We start from the raw sequence: 18,684 nt of genomic DNA, 5'->3' as shown, positions 1-18,684 counted from the left end.
CACGGAGGACTCGATGGACAGGCGGGCTTTTCTCTGCGATGCCGGTGCCGTGGCACTAGGCGCGGCATGGCAGGCGCATGCGCCCGGCGTTGCGTTTGGCGAACGCGTGTCTCGTGCGAACGCAGCACTTGCGCCTCGCGCGGCGGTGTACGACCCGGCGCTCGCCGAGGGCCGCGTGCTCGCACGCGCCGCGGCGAGCGCGGGATGGGTTGCGTGGGGCGTGGGCGACGGCCGCGACGACATGCCCGATAACGACATCGGCACGCTGTGGCACGCGCGCATCGCGCGCAGTCTCGAGTCAGGCGCGGCCTTGATTGGCGCGTTGCGTCCCTCGGACCGTTTCGTGCTCGCGCGGCTCGCATATGGGCGCGGGGTGACGCTTCGCGATTTCGCTTAGGTGCGCTTAGCGAAGCGCGCATCGACAGCTCACGTCTGAGATTGGTTCGCCGCTTTCGCGATTTCTTCGTCGCGCAGCTGGCGGCGCAGGATCTTGCCGATGGTCGACTGAGGTAGGGACGCACGGAACTCCACGATGCGCGGCACCTTGTAGCCCGTGAGCTGCTGGCGGCAGAACTGGATCAGCGCGGCTTCCGTGAGCGCGGGATCGCGTTTCACGATGAATACCTTCACGCGCTCGCCCAGCACCGGATCGGGCACGCCGATCGCCGCCACCTCGCGCACGCCGGGGTGCATCGCCACCACGTCTTCGATCTCGTTCGGATACACGTTGAATCCCGACATGAGAATCATGTCCTTCTTGCGGTCGACAAGGCGGATATAGCCGCGTGCATCCATCACGCCGATGTCGCCGGTCATGAGCCATCCATCGGCAAACACCTTTGCTGTTTCGTCCGGGCGATTCCAGTAGCCCTTCATCACCTGCGGGCCCTTGACGCAGAGTTCGCCGGCTTCGCCGATGCCGGCCCACGTGCCGTCGTCCTTGCGAAAGCGCACTTGTGTGGAAGGCGCGGGCAGCCCGATCGAGCCTTCCGGATGCGGCTGACCCGCGTCTGCACCCGCGATATCCACGGGATTCATCGAAACGATCGGCGAGCATTCGGTGAGACCGTAGCCTTCCACGACGGGCTTGCCCGTTACGGCCCGGAACCGGTCCGCGACGGCCTTCTGCATGGCCATGCCGCCCGCCATCGCGAGCTTGAGGCCCGAAAAGTCGCGCTGGCGGAATGCCGCGTGATCGAGCAGCGCGCTATAGAGCGTATTGACCGCGCTGATGCAACTGAACGTCTCGTGCTGCAGCACCTTCATCACGCGCTTCATGTCGCGCGGATTGGCGATCAGGATGTTGCGCCCGCCGAGTGCGAGGAAGATCAGCGCGTTGATGGTGAGCGAATAGATGTGATAGAGCGGCAACGGCGTGAGCACCGTCTCGGCGTTGGCGTCGAGCTGGTTGCCAACCCAGACCTTTGCCTGCTGCACGTTCGCGAGCACGTTGCCGTGCGTGAGCATCGCGCCCTTCGCGACACCCGTCGTGCCGCCCGTGTACTGGAGGAACGCGAGATCGTCGGCGCGGGGCGCCACCGGCGCGCGTGGCGCGCGCGCGCCTTGTGCGAGTGCATCGAGCAGGCGCACCGCACGCGGCAGACGGTAGGGCGGCACCCTCTTCTTCACGTGGCGCAGCATGAGGTTGACGAAGCGGCCCTTGAGGTTCAGTCCTTCGCCCAGTAAATCGCCGAGCGCCGTCACGAGGATGCGTTGCACCTGCGTGCCGTGCAGTCGTCGAAGAAATGGGTGAGCGAGGCGTACTGGCTAGCGGAGATTTCGCGCGGCACGCCGCGAGGGTACGAGGCGTACCAGATGCCGTCGGTATCGGGAGGGGCCGCCTGAGGTGCGGCCGGCTGAGGTGGGGCAGCCTGAGGTGCGGAAGCCGCCACGGGGCTCGCCGGACCGGGCTGGGGCGCTTCGCTCATGGTAGATCTCCGGACGATAGGGCAACCGAGTGCCTTTCATCATGCAACGCCGCGCGCCCCGCAGCCAGGAGGTCTTACCCGATGTGTGGGCGCTCGACCCTCGTCAAAACCAGCAAAAAAGGCCGTGCGGGCGAACCCGGCACGGCCTTTCATTGTGCGGTTGCGGTGCGGCGGCGTTTCGTTGCGGGGGCCGCCGCGTGCGGCATGTCAGACGCCCGACACCTCTTTCGCGGTCTGCGTCATGTCGATGCCTCGACGTTCCCGGCTGAACGGGATCAGCACCGCGATCACGATGGCGACCGTGCCGGCGACGATCGCCATGGCCATCGAGTAGTCCTGGTTGTGCGTTTCGGCGAGCGACGCCTGCAGCGTGGCGTTCACCGACGCGAACAGGTTGCCGAGCTGATAGACGAGGCCCGGGAAGGTCGCACGCACTTCGTCAGGCGAGATTTCGTTGAGGTGCACCGGGATCACGCCCCAGGCGCCCTGAACCGAAATCTGCATGAGGAACGCGCCGAGCGCGAGCAGCACCGGCCCTTGCGAGAATGCCCACAGCGGCAGCACCGGCAGCGCGATCAGTGCGGCGATGAAGATTGCCTTGCGGCGGCCGATACTTTCGGACACTCGACCGAAGAAGAGGCCACCCACGATCGCGCCGATATTGAGCACGATGGTGATGATCGAAACCGTGTGCGGATCGAAGTGATGCTGTTCGCGCAGAAAGGTCGGGTACAGGTCCTGCGTGCCATGCGAGAAGAAGTTGAACGCCGTCATCAGCACGATGGCGTACAGGGAAAGCTTCCAGTTGTGTTTGAGCGTGGTGATGAGGCTCGGACGCGCGCGCTTTTCCATTTCCTTGAAGGCCGGCGATTCGGGCACGTGCATACGCACATAGACCACGAGCAGCGCGGGCAGCACGCCGACGAAGAACATGCCACGCCAGCCGATGTATTGATACAGCACGCCGAACACGACCGAGGCGAGCAGATAGCCGCTCGGATAGCCCGCCTGCAGCAGCCCGGAAACGATGCCGCGCGACTTGGGCGGAATGGTTTCCATGGTGAGCGCCGAGCCCACGCCCCATTCGCCGCCCATCGCGACGCCGAAGAGCCCGCGCAGGACGATGAAGGTCGCGAGGTTGGGCGAGAAGCCGGTGAGCAGTTCGAGTAGCGAGTAACACGCGATGTTGATCATCAGCGTGGGACGGCGGCCGTATTTGTCGGCGAGGCGGCCGAATATCAGCGCACCGAGCGGGCGCATCGCCAGTGTCAGCGTAATGGCAAAAGCCACTGCCGGGATTTTGGTGTTGAATTCGGTGGCGATGTCTTTCAGAACGAAAACCATCAGAAAGAAATCGAATGCATCGAGCGTCCATCCCAGGTACGCCGCGATCGTGACGTTCTTCTGTTCACGCGTCCAGCTCATATTGATTGTTCTCCTGTGATACTGCAGGCAATGCCAGGTCTCCTGTTGGCCGCAGCTAGCGCTTCGGCGCTTGCTGCGCCCCCGCAACGGGTCACGCGCCAGCAGTGTACGCCCGGCATTAAACATTTGCATGCATCCCGGCTGGAACCCATAGTAATCCCTGGGGAATTCGAATCAACACGAAAGCTTTTTGTTTTATTGGTAAGTTAAATGTAATTAACGAGAAAGCAATTCAATGCCGAGTGATTCGATCAATACAGACGAACGAATGCAAACGAGCGGGCAAATGCCCGCTCGTTTGCATTGAAAAGTCGCGCGATGTCGATCGAGTGATCTAGTCGCGAAGCAACCTCCGATGGAATCAGACCTGGCGATGCAATCCGCGATTAGAAGATGTTGCGAAAGCCGACTGCGGCGCCGGTCTGGTTGTTGCGACCGGGGAAGTCGGCGGTTGCCGAGCCGGTGCCGCGCATGAAGTCGACCGTGCCATACACTTCGGTACGCTTGGACAGCGAGTACTCGGCCAGCAGCACAGCCGAGTAGCGTACGCCGGTGCTGAGCGTCACGCCGTCTGCGTTCAGGCCGTTCTTTGCGTGGTCGTAGTAGTACGCTGCGGTCAGCTGCAGCGGCGAGGTGACCTGCCACGTGGCGCCGGCATAGAGGCCGTTGTCGATGCGGTTGGTTTTCGTCACGGGCGTCACGAAGTTGATCGCCGCAGGCGAGTTCGCGGCCGCCATGTACTGGTCCACCACACCGGTATTGTCCTGGCCCCACAGCCAGCCGCCGTACAGATGGACCGGACCGAGCGCATAGACCGCGCCGAGGTTGGCCACCCGGTACTTGTTGTTGTGCGCGTCGCTGTTCTGCTGGTAGCCCGCGAGCAGCTGGACCGGGCCGGCGGCGTAAGTTGCCGTGAAGCCGTACATGTTGCTCGCGCCGACGCTGCCCGGCACCCCGCCGAAGCTGTACATGCCTTCGACTTCGAGGCCGCCGAACTTGCCGTCGTACTTGACCGAGTTGTTCTCACGCAGACCATAGCCGAGTGCGCCGGGCAGCCAGCCGTCCTGGTCGAAGTTGCCGACGGTCAGCGGGTCGAAGGTGTTGCCCAACTGGTCGAATAGCGGGGTGTTCTGACGGCCCATCGTGACCGTGCCGTACTTGTCGCTCGATACGCCAACGTATGCCATCCGGCTGAACAGCGTATTCGAGCTCGCCAGTTGGCCGTTCCAGAGGTTGAACCCGTTCTCGAGTCGGAACACGGCGGAGAGGCCGCCGCCCAGATCCTCGCTGCCCTTCAGGCCCCAGCGGCTGCCGGTGATCGGGCCTTGCGTCATCTGCAGCTCGTTGTCGTTGTGCGAATTGGCGTTCGTGAGATAGCGGATGCTGGTGTCGACGATGCCGTAGAGGGTGACCGAGCTTTGCGCGAAGCTGTGCTGGCAAGCCAGGGCGAGGGCGAGGCCGCCCACGGCCGATGCGATCTGGGTGTATCTCACGTTGAGTCCTTTTTCTTCTGCTGTGTGTTGTCAGTTCGTCGGACCGCTGGGGTACCAGGGTCCGCGTTTCTTGTATCAGCCAGTGGGTGCTGGCTCGGCGCCGATGATAGACGCTCGGTGAAGGGGTGAAAACGGGGTGAAAACGCTGGCTGTTGCGCGACTGCAACGGTTGCGCGCGCAATTAACTGCTCGCGTGGTTCTTCTTTTGGGGGATCCAGCACGCATACACCCAGCGGTAAAAGCACAAATGCCGTTTAATGAACGGTCGTGCTTTTCCCTATTTTTCTGACTGGCGGGCCTCGCTAGAATGGCTGGCATCCGTCGCGTTCCGCAACGCGGAACTTCGGCCGGTCGAAAGATATCAAGGAGACGAAAGCATGCGGGTCAGGGAAATGTTCGAGCTGGGTGGTCAGGTCGCACTCATCACCGGCGGCTCGCGCGGGCTGGGTCTGCAAATGGCGCAGGCGCTCGGCGAGATGGGCTGCCACGTGGTGATCACGGCGCGCAAGGCCGACGAGCTGGCCGAGGCCGCGGGCCAGCTGCGGGCGCTCGGCATCAAGGCGACCACGATCGTGAGCGACCTGCAGCGCGCCGAGGCCGTGAAGCCGCTCGTGGACGAGACGCTGGCGGCCTGCGGACAGATCGACATTCTCGTGAACAATGCGGGCGCCACGTGGGGCGCCCCCGCCGAGGATTATCCCGACGAGGCGTGGCACAAGGTCATGAACCTGAACGTGAACGCGCCGTTCTTCCTCGCGCGTGAAGTGGGCAAGCGCGGCATGATCCCGCGCCGGCGCGGCAAGATCATCAACGTGGCTTCGATTGCCGGCCTGAAGGGATCGCTCGGGCCCATGCAGACCATCGCGTACAACACCTCGAAGGCGGCGGCCATCCATTTCACGCGTGCGCTGGCTGCCGAATGGGGCAAGTACGACATCAACGTGAATGCGATCTGCCCGGGCTTTTTTCCCTCGAAGATGTCGGCGGGGCTGCTCGACAAGCTGGGCCAGGTCGTGATCGACTATACGCCGCTGCGCCGTCTCGGCGACGACGACGATCTCAAGGGCGCTGTGGTGTTTCTCGCGAGCCAGGCGTCGCGGCACATGACGGGCCAGTATCTCGCCGTGGATGGCGGCGCGAGCATCGTCTGATTACGCATGGTACGCGGCGCCGGCCGTCAGCGAGCGGCTGGCGCCCGCGTTGTTCACAAGTCTTGCCTGACGGAGCCCGCCATGTCCACGTCCGCCCCGACGCTTTCCGCACGTTCGCCGTCATCCCCGCAGCCGGCCTCGCCGCATTGGCCCGCGCATCTTTCGCCGCATCTGAGCATTCCGCAAACGAATCTCTTCTATAACGCGGAGGTCTCGGCGGCGCGTTATCCCGACAAGCCGTTCATCGTGTTCTACGACACGCCCGTTACGTTCGCGCAGTTCAAGGATGAGGCCGAGCGCGTAGCCGGCTATCTGCAGCAGGAATGCGGCGTGAAGGCCGGCGATCGCGTGCTGCTCTACATGCAGAACAGTCCGCAGTGGGTCATTGCCTACTACGGCATCCTGCGCGCCAACGCCGTGGTCGTGCCAGTCAACCCGATGAACCTCACCGAGGAACTCGCGCATTACGTGGAAGACAGCGGCGCGACGACGGCTTTCGTCGCGCAGGATCTCTACCCGCGGATTGCGCCGCTCGTGCAGGAAGGCGAGGGCCTGAAGCATCTGCTCGTCGCGACGTACAGCGATTACCTGAAGTGCGAGCCGTTCTCGCCGCCGCCCGAATTCGTGAGCGCGCCGCGCGCCGTGAGCGGCCCGGGCGTTGCGCACTGGGCCGACGTGCTCGAGGCGCGCTGCGTACCCGGCGCGCTCACCGCCGGCCCCGACGACCTCTGCGTGATGCCGTACACCTCGGGCACGACGGGCAAGCCCAAAGGCTGCATGCACACGCATCGCAGTGTGATGGCGACGGCCGTGGGCGGCTGCAACTGGTTCGGGAGTCATCAGGATGCCGTACAGCTTTCGGTGCTGCCGCTCTTTCACGTGACCGGCATGCAGGGCGGCATGAACAGCCCGATCTACAACGGCTCGACCGTGGTCTTGCTGCCGCGCTGGGATCGCGACGCCGCGGCGCGTGCGATCGAGCATTACCGCATCAACGGCTGGCAGGCGATCTCGACGATGGTGGTGGACTTCATCTCGAACCCGCGCATTCACGAGTACGATCTGTCCAGCCTCGCCTGGATGCGCGGCGGCGGCGCGACGATGCCCGACGCGGTGGTGAAGAAGCTCAAGGATCTCACCGGGCTCGACTTCGTCGAGGGCTACGGCATGTCGGAAACCATGGCGGGCACCCATATCAATCCGCCGCAGCGTCCCAAGCCGCAGTGTCTCGGCATTCCGGTATTCGACGTCGACTCGCGCGTGATCGATCCGATCACGCTGGAGGAGGTGCCGCCAGGCGATTCGGGCGAGCTGATCATGCATGCGCCGCAGGTGATGCTGGGCTACTGGCGCAACCCCAAGGCGACGAGCGAAGCGTTCATCGAACGCGACGGCAAGCGTTTCCTGCGTACGGGCGACCTCGTGCGGCGCGACGAAGAAGGCTATTACTTCATGACCGACCGCCTCAAACGCATGATCAACGCGTCGGGCTACAAGGTCTGGCCGGCCGAGGTCGAGGCGCTGATGTACCGGCATCCGGCGATCAACGAGGTGTGCATCATCGGTACCCAGGATGCGCGCCGCGGCGAGACCGTCAAGGCCGTCGTCGTACTCGATCCGAAGCAGGCCGGCAGCGTGAACGAAGACGACATCATCGCCTGGGCGCACGACAACATGGCCGCATACAAGGCGCCGCGCATCGTGCAGTTCGTGGACGCGCTGCCGAAGTCGGGCAGCGGCAAAATTCTGTGGCGCAGGCTGCAGGAAGAAGAAGCCGAGGCGCGCGGCAACGCCTGAGCGCGCTGGCTTGCGCAACACTCCTGCGTTCTCCTTCGAAATCTAACCCGTCTGGATGGTGCGCTAGATCGCGCCAATCCAGACGGGTTTTGTCTTTTCGGGGCCAGACGTCGCGCGCACGCATCAGGCGCCAGCAAGCGCGGGCAGTCCGCCTTCGCGCCAATCCGGCTCCGTGGCGGCTGCCATGCCCCATTCCTGTGAGCCGCGTTGCGCGGACGTGGTCAGCGGCCATTCACCGGGCGCCTGCGCGTTCTTGCGAGCCAGGATCGCCTCGCACAGGAATTCCATGCTGTACGCCTTCAGCAGATGCGGGTGATTCGTCTCGATATAGGCGGCGACGCGCGCATGTTCACCGGCGATCGATGCGAGGGAGCAGAGGGTGCGCGCATCCCAGCGAAAACGCAGGCCCAGTTCGGCAAATGCCGTATTGAATGCGCACAGCTGCGCGTCGAGTTGACGATCGTGGCGGGTGTCCAGGTGGCTCATGGCTGTCTCCTCATGTCGAGTGGCGTGAAACAAGAGTAGAAGCGCCAATGAATAAACGATAGTTAAAGTTTTTTTCGAAAAATATAAGTAAAGATGTATGGATTGCGGGTAAGCCCGCGAATCGAGCGAAACACGCGTCCGGTACGCGTAAACCCCGCTTAGCTATAAGCGTCCTACTGATATATTGTATTGTAAATATGAAATTCCCCAGCAGCGCCGGCTAAACAGAACGTTGGAGACAAACGACCGATGTCCGCCGAAAGAGAACTCGTTACCGGGATGCCCCCGGTCACCTTGACGCTGGAGCCGATCAACGCAACGGCTTCGCTGCGCGATCAGGCTTACGCGAAGCTCAAGCAGGCCATTGCCGAAACCGACATCTACCGCTCGCGAGACGAGATCCGGCTAGACGAGAAGGAATTGACCGAGAAGCTCGGCGTGAGCCGGACACCGGTTCGCGAAGCGATGACGCTGCTGGAACAGGAGGGCTTTCTGCGCACGGTGCCGCGACGCGGTGTTTACATCCTGCGCAAGACGCGCAAGGAGATCGTGGAGATGATCTATATGTGGGCCGCGCTCGAAAGCATTGCCGCGCGCCTCGCCACGCAGCGCGCCTCGGACGACGACATCGCGGACCTGCGGCGCATGTTTGCGACCTTCGGCGATTCGACGCCCTCGGACCATATAGAGGAATACTCGGAAGCGAACATCATGTTTCACCAGTCACTGGTGGAGCTTTCGAAGTCGCCCATCATCGTCGACACCATCAAGAACATCTTCATGCATGTGCGTGCGATCCGGCGCATGACGATCGCGCAGAGCGATCGCGCGTCGCGCTCGATCGTCGAGCACATGCGCATTATCGAGGCGCTCGAGGCCCGCGACACCGAGCGCGTCGAGCAACTCGTGCGGCAGCACTCGATCGAACTCGCGCTGTTCGTGGAAGCCAACTGCGATTTTCTGGACTGAAGCGTAGGGCGCGCCGCGTCGAGCCGCCGGTTCAGTTCGGCTTGACGCATGAGTAAGCGGCATCGATGCGCAGATCGTCTGAATGGGCGTCGCGATGCTGAAAGAAAAGTATGGACTCCGTAACAAGCTCGTCAGGACGTTTGGGCCGATCGATAGGGCTCGCCCATGATGTGCCGCGTCAAAGATTGCCGCTTTGTGAGCATTCGCACGAGGCGACAACAGTGCAGAGCGGCGCGACGCAGTGCAGCAAACGCAGCATGGGTAAAAAAACGTCTTGACTAATATTGTGTGTGGAATATTGTATATCACGAATCACACAACGCCCCGCCAAAGAGGAGACGTCATGGCAGAAGCAGGCATCAATGAGGCACAGCAGAACCCTGTGCCAGAAGCGCAGCAAACGACCGATGGTTTTCATCTCGTCATCGACGCGCTGAAACTCAACGATATCGACACGATCTTTGGTCTCGTCGGTATTCCGATTACCGATCTCGCGCGTCTCGCGCAGGCGGAGGGCATGCGCTTCATCGGCTTCCGGCATGAGCAGAACGCCGGCAATGCCGCGGCCGTGGCGGGCTACATGACGAAGAAGCCGGGCGTCTGTCTGACCGTCTCCGCGCCGGGTTTCCTGAACGGCCTCACGGCACTGGCCAACGCCACCACGAACTGCTTCCCGATGATCCTCATCAGCGGCTCGAGCGAGCGCGAGATCGTCGACCTGCAGCAGGGCGACTACGAAGAGATGGACCAGCTCAACGCGGCGAAGCCTTATGCCAAGGCGGCGTATCGCGTGCTGCATGCCGAGGACATCGGCGTCGGCGTGGCGCGCGCGATTCGCGCGGCCGTCTCGGGCCGCCCCGGCGGCGTGTATCTCGACCTGCCGGCCAAGCTGCTTGCGCAGACCATCGACGCGGTGAAGGGTCAGCAGTCGCTCATCAAGGTCGTCGACGCGGCGCCGCGCCAGCTTCCTGCGCCGGACGCGGTGCAACGCGCCATCGATGTGATCAGGAGCGCGAAGCGTCCGCTGATCCTGCTCGGCAAGGGCGCCGCCTATGCCCAGGCCGACGCGCAAATCCGCGAACTAGTCGAGAAAAGCGGCATTCCGTATCTGCCGATGTCGATGGCCAAGGGGCTTCTGCCCGACACGCACGAGCAGTCGGCGTCCGCCGCGCGCTCGTTCGTGCTGGCCGAGTCGGACGCCGTGGTGCTGATCGGCGCGCGCCTGAACTGGCTGCTCTCGCACGGCAAGGGCAAGACCTGGGGCGCGGCCGCCGGACCGAAGAAGTTCGTGCAGATCGACATTGCGCCGACGGAAATCGATAGCAACGTCGCCATCGAAGCGCCTGTGATCGGCGACATCGGTTCATGCGTGGAAGCGCTCGTGGCAGGGCTCGGCAACGATTTTCCGAAGCCGCCGGCAGAGTGGCTCGAAGCCGTGGCCGAACGCAAGAACAAGAACCTCGAGAAGATGGCCGCGACGCTCGCGAAGAACCCGTCGCCGATGAACTTCCACAGCGCGCTGCGCGCCATCCGCGACGTACTCAAGACGCGCCCCGACATCAACGTGGTCAACGAAGGCGCGAACACGCTCGATTACGCGCGCAGCATCATCGACATGTACCAGCCGCGCAAGCGCTTCGACTCGGGCACGTGGGGGATCATGGGCATCGGCATGGGCTTCGCGATCGGCGCAGCCGTCACGAGCGGCACGCAGGTCGTGGCGATCGAGGGTGACAGCGCGTTCGGCTTCTCGGGCATGGAACTCGAAACGATCTGCCGCTACAACCTGCCGGTCTGCACCATCGTGTTCAACAACAACGGCGTGTATCGCGGCACGGACGTCAACCCGAGCGGCGGCTGCGACGTCGCGCCGACGGTGTTCGTCAAGAACGCGCGCTACGACAAGATGATCGAGGCTTTCGGCGGCATCGGCCATCAGGCGACGACGCCCGAAGAACTCACGAGCGCGCTGCTCGAAGCGATAGCGTCGGGCAAGCCCACGTTGATCAACGCAGTCATCGACGAATCGGCCGGGACCGAAAGCGGCCGTCTCACGAATCTGAATCCGCAAAGCGCGGCGATGAAGAAATAAGCCCCCCATAGATCAGATAGATCAGATAGATCAGGTAGACCAGGAGATACGAGAAATGAGCAAACCCCTCGACGGTATCAAGATCATCGACTTCACGCACGTACAGGCCGGTCCCGCCTGCACGCAGTTGCTCGCGTGGTTCGGCGCGGACGTGATCAAGGTGGAGCGCCCGGGCGCCGGCGACGTGACGCGCTCGCAACTGCGCGACATCCCCGAAGCCGATGCGCTGTACTTCACCATGCTCAACAGCAACAAGCGCTCGCTCACGCTCGACACGAAGAAGCCCGAAGGCAAGGAAGTGCTGGAGAAGCTGATTCGCGAATCGGACGTGATGGTCGAAAACTTCGGCCCCGGTGCGCTGGACCGCATGGGCTTCACGTGGGAGCGCATCAAGGAACTGAACCCGAAGATGATCGTCGCTTCGGTGAAGGGCTTCAGCGAAGGCCACCACTACGACGACCTCAAGGTCTATGAGAACGTCGCGCAGTGCGCGGGCGGCGCGGCCTCGACCACGGGCTTCTGGGACGGTCCGCCCACGGTCAGCGCCGCGGCGCTCGGCGACAGCAATACGGGCATGCATCTCGCCATCGGCATTCTCACGGCGCTGATCGGCCGCGACAAAACCGGTAAGGGCCAGAAGGTGGCCGTGTCGATGCAGGACAGCGTGATCAACCTGTGCCGCGTGAAGCTGCGAGACCAGCAGCGTCTCGATCGCGTGGGCTACCTTGAGGAATATCCGCAGTACCCGCACGGCTCGTTCAGCGATGTCGTGCCGCGCGGCGGCAATGCAGGCGGCGGCGGCCAGCCGGGCTGGGTGCTCAAGTGCAAGGGCTGGGAGACGGACCCGAACGCGTACATCTACTTCACGGTGCAGGGCCACGCGTGGGAGCCGATCTGCCGCGCCCTGGGCAAACCCGAATGGATCGACGATCCGAACTACAACACGGCACAGGCGCGTCAGCCGCATATCTTCGATATCTTCGCGACAATCGAAGCGTGGCTCGCCGACAAGACCAAGTACGAAGCCGTCGACATCCTGCGCAAGTTCGACATTCCGTGCGCACCAGTGCTCAGCATGAAGGAAATTGCCAATGACCCGTCGCTGCGCGCTAGCGGTACTATCGTCGAAGTGCCGCACAAGGAGCGCGGCTCGTACCTCACGGTGGGCAGCCCGATCAAGTTCTCGGACCTGAAGCCGGAGATCACGGGTTCGCCGCTGCTCGGCGAACACACCGACGAGGTGCTGGCCGACCTCGGCTATACGCCGCAGCAGATCGCGGCGCTGCACGAGGTGCGCGCGGTTTGAGTTTCGCGTCGAGTTCCACAAGCTGAACGGAGCACGCAGCACGCTGCAAGCAGGAGGCGGGCGCGGCCAAAGCCGCGCCCGCGCAGCACCGTAACGACAGCCTGGCAGGCAGCGCGCCGCGCGGCATGTGCGTGCTGCGCGACGACGATAACCGACTCATCCCACATAGTCATCACCATGCAATCCGCCATCGATTTCGAGCAGCTCGCAAACGCCATCGGGGACGCCATCGTCATCTCGGACGCAGCCGGCGACATCACGTTCTGGAATCCCGCGGCGACGCGCATGTTCGGCTATACCCAGGAAGAAGCGCTCGGCAAGACGCTCGACCTGATCATTCCCGAGCGGCTGCGCGGCCGTCACTGGGAGGGCTATCACAAGACGATGGCGACAGGCCAGACGCGCTACGGCAACGATGTGCTGCGCGTGCCGGCCGTGGACAAGGCGGGCAAGGCGCTTTCCATCGCCTTCACCGTGGCGTTGCTGCATTCGCCGCAGGGTGAACTCAACGGCATCGTTGCCGTGATCCGCGATGAAACGGTGCGCTTCCAGGAGGAGCGCGCGCTCAAGAAACGCGTCACCGAACTCGAAGCACAGGCCCAGCAATCCTGAAACCTCGGGAGCTCTTCGATGCACACCGAAAGACTCGGACATTTCGAGGTCGAACTCTCGGCCCGGCAAATGATTCACAACGGCGGGTGGGCGGCGTTCGCCGCGATCCACGCGGTCGAGCCCGCTGACGACGCCTCGGCGGCCGAGGTCTTGCCCCGCCAATGGGTGGTCGACGAAACCGTATTCGAAAGCGAGGCGGCTGCCATAGCCGGTGCGCGCGAGGCGGCGCTTGCATTTCTGAAGCGCGGCAATTCGCCGACCTTGGGCGCGTCATAGGGCAAAGCCCTCATCGAGCCGCGGCATATAAAGTATTCCAACATGGGACCGGAGTCAGTGCTAAAGCACCAGATCCGGCCGACACAGGAGACGTTTCATGAAGTCGTGGCTACGCTCTCGGCGCGCCAGGTGCATTGGCGCGCCGCCGATTCCGTTTGTTCCCGCCGCAGCGCGCTCCCTTGTGAAGCACGGAGGCGCGGCATGGCGTTGACGATTGCGGTCCCCCGTGAGACATACGAAGGCGAACGTCGCGTCGCGGCGACGCCGGAAAGCGTGGCACAACTAATCAAGCTGGGCTATGTCGTCGAAGTCGAAACGACGGCAGGCGTCAGCGCTTCTTACCCGGACGACGCCTACCGTGCGGCGGGCGCGCGCGTCGTGAACGACGCGCATGCGCTCTTGAGCGGCGCGGATATCGTCATCAAGGTGCGTCCGCCTTCGAGCGAAGAAGTGCAGCGCCTCAAGCCTGGCGCAACGCTGATCGGCTTCATCTGGCCGGCACAAAACGCCGCGCTGCTCGAACAACTCGCGGCGCGCGAGGCAACGGTGCTCGCGATGGACTGCGTGCCGCGCATTTCGCGCGCGCAGAAGCTCGACGCGTTGAGTTCGATGGCGAACATGGCCGGTTATCGCGCGGTCGTCGAAGCGGCCCAGCACTTTGGCCGCGTTTTCACGGGGCAGATCACGGCGGCCGGCAAGATGCCGCCCGCCAAGGTGCTCGTGATCGGCGCGGGTGTGGCCGGGCTCGCGGCGATCGGCGCCGCGCGCGGTCTCGGCGCCATCGTGCGAGCGTTCGATACGCGCCCCGAAGTCGGCCAGCAGGTCGAAAGCATGGGCGCGGAGTTCCTGAGCATCGATATCGAGGAGGAGGGCGGCGGCACGGGCGGGTACGCCAAACAGATGAGCGCGAAGTTCATCGAAGCGGAGATGGCGCTTTTCGAGGCCCAGGCGCGCGAGGTCGACATCATCATCACGACGGCGCTGATTCCCGGCAAGCCTGCGCCGCGCCTCATCGACGCGAAGACGGTGGCGTGCATGCGCTCGGGCAGCGTGATCGTCGACATGGCGGCCGAGCAGGGTGGCAACTGCGAACTCACTCGCCCGGGTGAAGTCGTCAATGCCAACGGTGTGACCGTGATCGGTTACACGGATTTGCCAAGCCGCATGGCGAACCAGTCGAGCCAGCTGTACGCGACCAACATCCGCCATCTGCTGACCGATCTCACGCCCGCAAAAGACGGCGAACTCTCGCTCGACATGGACGACGTCGTGCAGCGCGGCACCACCGTCATGCAGCGTGGCCAGGTGTGCTGGCCGCCGCCGGTGCAGGTTTCGGCGACGCCGCAGGCGGCTGCACAGCCCAAGCCCGTTGCTGTCGCGATGGGCAACGCGAAAGAAGCCGCCGCACAGGCCACGCGCCGCAACGGCGTCGGGTCGCTCGCGGTACTCGTCGTCGCCGCGTTGCTGCTGCTCGCGCTCGGCGCTGTCGCGCCGGGCGCGTTCGTCGCGCACTTCACCGTGTTCGTGCTGGCCGTCTTCGTCGGCTATCAGGTGGTATGGAACGTCACGCCCTCGTTGCATACGCCGCTCATGAGCGTGACGAATGCGATCAGCGGGATCATCGTGATCGGCGCGTTGCTGCATCCGGGCAATGCCGGCACGATCGTGACCGTGCTGGCGGGCATTGCGCTCGTCGTCGCGACCATCAACATCGCGGGCGGCTTTCTCGTCACCCAGCGCATGCTGAAGATGTTCCAACGGACCTGAGGAGACGTCATGCTCAACGGAATCGGCAACATGGCGTGGCTCGGCGCGGCGACGCTCTTCATCCTCAGCCTGCGCGGGCTGAGTCATCCTGCGAGTGCGCGGCGCGGCAACCTGTATGGCGTGACGGGCATGGTGATCGCCGTGCTCGCCACGCTGCTCGTCACGGGCGGCGCGGGCCTGCAAGTCGCGCTCATCGCCGCGCTGGTGGGCGGCGGGCTCGGCGCGATGCTCGCGCGCCGCGTGGAGATGACGCAGATGCCGCAGCTCGTCGCGGTGCTGCACAGCTTCGTCGGCCTGGCGGCCACGCTCATCGCCTTTGCGAATTTTCTCTCGCCCAGGGCCGCGACGAGCGGTATCGAGCAAGCGATTCACGACACCGAGATCTATGTCGGCGCCTTCATCGGCACGGTCACGTTCAGCGGTTCGATTGTCGCGTTCCTGAAGCTGCAGGGCACGGTGAGCGGCAAGCCGCTCGTGCTGCCCGCGCGGCATCTGCTCAACGCGGTCGTGCTGGGTGCGTGCATCGCGCTCGGCTATCGCTTCGTCAGTGCTCCTGACGGCGGCGACGCACTCTACGCACTGATCGTGATGTGCGTGCTGGCGGCGGCGCTCGGGGTGCACCTCGTGATGGCGATCGGCGGCGCGGACATGCCCGTGGTGGTTTCGATGCTCAACAGCTATTCGGGCTGGGCGGCTGCGGCAACGGGCTTCATGCTCGATAACGATCTGCTCGTCACGACAGGGGCGCTGGTTGGATCGAGCGGCGCGATTCTCAGCTACATCATGTGCCGCGCGATGAATCGCAGCTTCGTGTCGGTGATCCTCGGCGGCTTCGGCGCGGTGAGCGCCACGGCAAGCGAGGCCCCGCAAGGCGAAGTCGTGGCGACGAGCGTGGACGAAGTCGGGTCGCTCTTGCGCGACGCGCAGGAAGTCGTGATCGTGCCGGGCTATGGCATGGCCGTCGCGCAGGCGCAGGGCACCATCAGCGAGATTACGCGGCGGCTGCGCGCGTTGGGCATTCGCGTGCGTTTCGGCATCCACCCCGTTGCGGGGCGCTTGCCTGGCCACATGAACGTGCTGCTCGCGGAAGCGAAGGTGCCCTACGACATCGTGCTCGAAATGGACGAAATCAACGAAGACTTCACGAGCACCGACGTCGTGCTCGTGATCGGCGCGAACGATATCGTCAATCCGGGCGCGCAGGAGGATGCGGGCAGCCCGATCGCCGGCATGCCGGTGCTGGAGGTGTGGAAGGCGCGCACCGTAGTCGTCTCCAAGCGCAGCATGGCGACGGGTTATGCCGGCGTGGACAATCCGCTCTTCTATAAGGAGAACACACGAATGCTGTTTGGCGATGCGAAGGGCAGCGTCGATGCGCTGCTGCGGCAACTCGAAGCGGTTTGACGTTTGAAGCAAGGCTGTAACGCGGGAAACGGCGCACGCACGGCGTCGAGGCGATGCGAAACGAGCCCGCGCGCAATGACAACGGACGGAGACAGACAACGTGGCATATATCGATCGTATCGAAGGCGGCTACACGGCCCGGCGGCACAACCGCTGGGTGCAGCTCGTCGCCGGCATTCTCTGCATGGGGCTCGTCGCGAACCTGCAGTACGCATGGACGCTCTTCGTCGTGCCGATGGACGCACGGCATCACTGGGGGCAGGCTGCGATCCAGCTCGCCTTTTCCCTTTTCATCGTCACGGAAACCTGGCTCGTGCCCGTTGAGGGCTGGCTGGTCGACCGTTTCGGCCCGCGCCCGGTGGTCATGGGCGGAGCGTGCTGCGTGGCGCTCGGCTGGGTGCTCGACGCGTGGGCGCCCGCGCTGCCGGTGCTCTACGTCGCGGCAGTGATCTCGGGCATCGGCGCGGGATGCGTGTACGGCACGTGTGTCGGCACCGCGCTCAAATGGTTTCCCGACCGGCGCGGTCTCGCCGCCGGCATGACTGCGGCAGGCTTCGGCGCAGGCGCGGCGCTCACGGTCATTCCGATCTCGAACATGATCCGGCAGTCTGGCTATGAGCGCGCGTTTGTGTTCTTCGGACTCCTTCAGGGTGCCTGCATCATGGCGCTCGCGCTGGTGATGGTTCGGCCGAAGCCTCCCGCACACGCGGCGGGCATGAAGCGTATCGTGGCGACAAAGACCGACTATACGACGAGGCAAATGGTTCGCGCGCCCGTATTCTGGGTGATGTATGCAATGTTCGTCTGCGTGGCGGCGGGCGGCATCATCGCAACGGCGCAGATCGGCCCGATCGCGAAGAGCTACGGTTTCGCGTCGAAGCCGGTCACCCTCGTCGCGGCGACGCTGCCGCTGCTCACGATGACGCTCTCGATCAACAATCTCTGCAACGGCTTTACGCGGCCGTTGTGCGGGTTGATTTCGGATCGCATCGGCCGCGAAAATACGATGTTCATCACGTTTCTCGGCGAGGGACTCGCGCTGCTGGGCTTGCGCGCGTTTGGCCACGACCCGTATCTCTTCATGCTGTTCTCGGGGCTCGTGTTCCTGTTCTACGGCGATATCTTTTCGAACTTTCCGGCGACCTGCGCCGATACGTTCGGAGCGAAATACGCGGCCGGCAACGCGGGCACGCTCTACACCGCGAAGGGGACCGCGGCGATGCTCGTGCCTGTCGCCACGCTGCTGGCGATTCACAGCGGCTGGAACATGGTCTTCGACATGGTTGCCTGCGTGGCAATGATGGCTGGCGTGAGCGCAAAGGTGATCTTGCAGCCGATGCGCCGGCGCTGGATCTTTCAGTCGGGTGAGGAGGCGAAGATTGCCGATTCGGCGTTCGTCCCTTCGCCGCTAGGGTCGCATGAGTGAGCGCGGTTGACGCAAAACGCGCAAAACGAAAAAGCCCGCAAATTTGCGGGCTTTTTCGATGAATCCTGTGTACTGCTAGTTCTGCTTGATAAGACGTGGTGCCCAGGAGAGGACTCGAACCTCCACAGTGTTGCCACCGCCAGGACCTGAACCTGGTGCGTCTACCAATTCCGCCACCTGGGCACGTCTTCAAGCTAGAAGGAAATTATGACGCGATTTCGTGTGTCTGTCAATCGATCTTTTCAAAAAAACTTCACCCCGGGAACGGGGCCGCTGCGTTTTGAGCGATAGCAGGGCAGTTGTACTCGCCGCTAACTGTCCGAAATGGACCGAAATGAAAAAGGCCGGCGTGAAGCCGGCCTTTTGAATCTGGTGCCCAAGAGAGGACTCGAACCTCCACAGTGTTGCCACCGCCAGGACCTGAACCTGGTGCGTCTACCAATTCCGCCACCTGGGCAAGGTGTCGTTTGCTGTTCAATGTGTTAGCAGCAAAGACCGAAATTATATCGGCCACAGAACGCCTGTCAAGCGTTTTGTGCGAGGCGCCGAGAC

14 protein-coding genes, 2 tRNA genes and 1 pseudogene are annotated in these 18,684 nt (G+C 63.6%); 11 read left to right on the top strand and 6 right to left on the bottom strand.

What is annotated here, in order from left to right; all coding sequences use genetic code 11:
* The first annotated feature begins 13 nt into the window (after nt 1-13).
* Nucleotides 14-397 (top strand): hypothetical protein, encoded by a 384-nt coding sequence (locus tag C7411_RS12320; RefSeq protein ID WP_110384572.1) that lies wholly within the window; start codon nt 14-16, stop codon nt 395-397.
* Nucleotides 398-426: 29 nt separating this feature from the next.
* Here the strand turns inward: C7411_RS12320 and C7411_RS12315 are convergent.
* The 3 genes and pseudogenes from C7411_RS12315 to C7411_RS12305 all read right to left on the bottom strand — a co-directional run bounded on the left by C7411_RS12315 (nt 427) and on the right by C7411_RS12305 (nt 4,846).
* Nucleotides 427-1,928: pseudogene (locus C7411_RS12315) on the bottom strand (AMP-binding protein).
* 207 nt (nt 1,929-2,135) lie between these two features.
* Nucleotides 2,136-3,353 (bottom strand): MFS transporter, encoded by a 1,218-nt coding sequence (locus C7411_RS12310; protein WP_110384571.1) that lies wholly within the window; start codon nt 3,351-3,353, stop codon nt 2,136-2,138.
* A gap of 386 nt (nt 3,354-3,739) precedes the next feature.
* Nucleotides 3,740-4,846 carry a porin gene (locus C7411_RS12305; RefSeq protein WP_110384570.1) on the bottom strand — a complete coding sequence of 369 codons (1,107 nt, stop codon included), beginning with the start codon at nt 4,844-4,846 and terminating at the stop codon, nt 3,740-3,742.
* Nucleotides 4,847-5,223: 377 nt separating this feature from the next.
* Here C7411_RS12305 and C7411_RS12300 point away from each other — a divergent pair, with 377 nt between their 5' ends.
* On the top strand, nt 5,224-5,997 hold the full coding sequence (locus C7411_RS12300) for an SDR family oxidoreductase (protein WP_110384569.1): 774 nt from the start codon (nt 5,224-5,226) through the stop codon (nt 5,995-5,997).
* An 81-nt stretch (nt 5,998-6,078) separates the two neighbouring features.
* Nucleotides 6,079-7,794, top strand: coding sequence for a long-chain fatty acid--CoA ligase (locus C7411_RS12295; protein ID WP_110384568.1), 1,716 nt, complete (start codon nt 6,079-6,081; stop codon nt 7,792-7,794).
* A 123-nt stretch (nt 7,795-7,917) separates the two neighbouring features.
* Here the strand turns inward: C7411_RS12295 and C7411_RS12290 are convergent, their stop codons facing one another.
* The gene (locus C7411_RS12290) at nt 7,918-8,280 is read right to left on the bottom strand and encodes a hypothetical protein (protein WP_110384567.1); all 363 of its coding nucleotides are present in this window, start codon (nt 8,278-8,280) and stop codon (nt 7,918-7,920) included.
* Nucleotides 8,281-8,529: 249 nt separating this feature from the next.
* Here C7411_RS12290 and C7411_RS12285 point away from each other — a divergent pair, with 249 nt between their 5' ends.
* From C7411_RS12285 to oxlT, 8 genes are all read left to right on the top strand, one after another.
* The gene (locus C7411_RS12285) at nt 8,530-9,249 is read left to right on the top strand and encodes a GntR family transcriptional regulator (RefSeq protein WP_042268580.1); all 720 of its coding nucleotides are present in this window, start codon (nt 8,530-8,532) and stop codon (nt 9,247-9,249) included.
* Nucleotides 9,250-9,592: 343 nt separating this feature from the next.
* Nucleotides 9,593-11,341, top strand: coding sequence for an oxalyl-CoA decarboxylase (gene oxc, locus C7411_RS12280; RefSeq protein ID WP_110384566.1), 1,749 nt, complete (start codon nt 9,593-9,595; stop codon nt 11,339-11,341).
* Between the two features lie 55 nt (nt 11,342-11,396).
* Nucleotides 11,397-12,647 carry a formyl-CoA transferase gene (gene frc, locus C7411_RS12275; RefSeq protein ID WP_110384565.1) on the top strand — a complete coding sequence of 417 codons (1,251 nt, stop codon included), beginning with the start codon at nt 11,397-11,399 and terminating at the stop codon, nt 12,645-12,647.
* Nucleotides 12,648-12,824: 177 nt separating this feature from the next.
* Nucleotides 12,825-13,259: a PAS domain-containing protein gene (locus tag C7411_RS12270; protein ID WP_110384564.1), complete on the top strand. Its 435-nt coding sequence runs from the start codon at nt 12,825-12,827 to the stop codon at nt 13,257-13,259.
* Between the two features lie 18 nt (nt 13,260-13,277).
* Nucleotides 13,278-13,535, top strand: coding sequence for a hypothetical protein (locus C7411_RS12265; RefSeq protein ID WP_110384563.1), 258 nt, complete (start codon nt 13,278-13,280; stop codon nt 13,533-13,535).
* Nucleotides 13,536-13,736: 201 nt separating this feature from the next.
* Nucleotides 13,737-15,302, top strand: coding sequence for a Re/Si-specific NAD(P)(+) transhydrogenase subunit alpha (locus C7411_RS12260; protein WP_110384562.1), 1,566 nt, complete (start codon nt 13,737-13,739; stop codon nt 15,300-15,302).
* A 9-nt stretch (nt 15,303-15,311) separates the two neighbouring features.
* The gene (locus C7411_RS12255; RefSeq protein ID WP_110384561.1) at nt 15,312-16,706 is read left to right on the top strand and encodes an NAD(P)(+) transhydrogenase (Re/Si-specific) subunit beta; all 1,395 of its coding nucleotides are present in this window, start codon (nt 15,312-15,314) and stop codon (nt 16,704-16,706) included.
* 100 nt (nt 16,707-16,806) lie between these two features.
* The gene (gene oxlT, locus C7411_RS12250; RefSeq protein WP_243413130.1) at nt 16,807-18,132 is read left to right on the top strand and encodes an oxalate/formate MFS antiporter; all 1,326 of its coding nucleotides are present in this window, start codon (nt 16,807-16,809) and stop codon (nt 18,130-18,132) included.
* A gap of 96 nt (nt 18,133-18,228) precedes the next feature.
* Here oxlT and C7411_RS12245 read toward each other — a convergent pair.
* A tRNA-Leu gene (locus C7411_RS12245) sits at nt 18,229-18,315 on the bottom strand.
* Nucleotides 18,316-18,502: 187 nt separating this feature from the next.
* Nucleotides 18,503-18,589 (bottom strand) — tRNA-Leu (locus C7411_RS12240).
* Nucleotides 18,590-18,684 lie beyond the last annotated feature (95 nt).

This window comes from Paraburkholderia silvatlantica (assembly GCF_003096715.1).
Classification (GTDB): domain Bacteria; phylum Pseudomonadota; class Gammaproteobacteria; order Burkholderiales; family Burkholderiaceae; genus Paraburkholderia; species Paraburkholderia silvatlantica.
This window is presented reverse-complemented; position numbering and strand designations above follow the sequence as displayed.

What these genes read in the sequence shown, in the direction of transcription:
- oxc (WP_110384566.1), top strand. Translation starts at nt 9,593, where the DNA reads ATGGCAGAAGCAGGCATCAATGAGGCACAGCAGAACCCTGTGCCAGAA.
- C7411_RS12265 (WP_110384563.1), top strand. Translation starts at nt 13,278, where the DNA reads ATGCACACCGAAAGACTCGGACATTTCGAGGTCGAACTCTCGGCCCGG.
- C7411_RS12255 (WP_110384561.1), top strand. Translation starts at nt 15,312, where the DNA reads ATGCTCAACGGAATCGGCAACATGGCGTGGCTCGGCGCGGCGACGCTC.
- C7411_RS12295 (WP_110384568.1), top strand. Translation starts at nt 6,079, where the DNA reads ATGTCCACGTCCGCCCCGACGCTTTCCGCACGTTCGCCGTCATCCCCG.
- C7411_RS12310 (WP_110384571.1), bottom strand. Translation starts at nt 3,353, where the DNA reads ATGAGCTGGACGCGTGAACAGAAGAACGTCACGATCGCGGCGTACCTG.
- C7411_RS12270 (WP_110384564.1), top strand. Translation starts at nt 12,825, where the DNA reads ATGCAATCCGCCATCGATTTCGAGCAGCTCGCAAACGCCATCGGGGAC.
- C7411_RS12285 (WP_042268580.1), top strand. Translation starts at nt 8,530, where the DNA reads ATGTCCGCCGAAAGAGAACTCGTTACCGGGATGCCCCCGGTCACCTTG.
- C7411_RS12320 (WP_110384572.1), top strand. Translation starts at nt 14, where the DNA reads ATGGACAGGCGGGCTTTTCTCTGCGATGCCGGTGCCGTGGCACTAGGC.
- frc (WP_110384565.1), top strand. Translation starts at nt 11,397, where the DNA reads ATGAGCAAACCCCTCGACGGTATCAAGATCATCGACTTCACGCACGTA.
- C7411_RS12290 (WP_110384567.1), bottom strand. Translation starts at nt 8,280, where the DNA reads ATGAGCCACCTGGACACCCGCCACGATCGTCAACTCGACGCGCAGCTG.
- C7411_RS12300 (WP_110384569.1), top strand. Translation starts at nt 5,224, where the DNA reads ATGCGGGTCAGGGAAATGTTCGAGCTGGGTGGTCAGGTCGCACTCATC.
- C7411_RS12260 (WP_110384562.1), top strand. Translation starts at nt 13,737, where the DNA reads ATGGCGTTGACGATTGCGGTCCCCCGTGAGACATACGAAGGCGAACGT.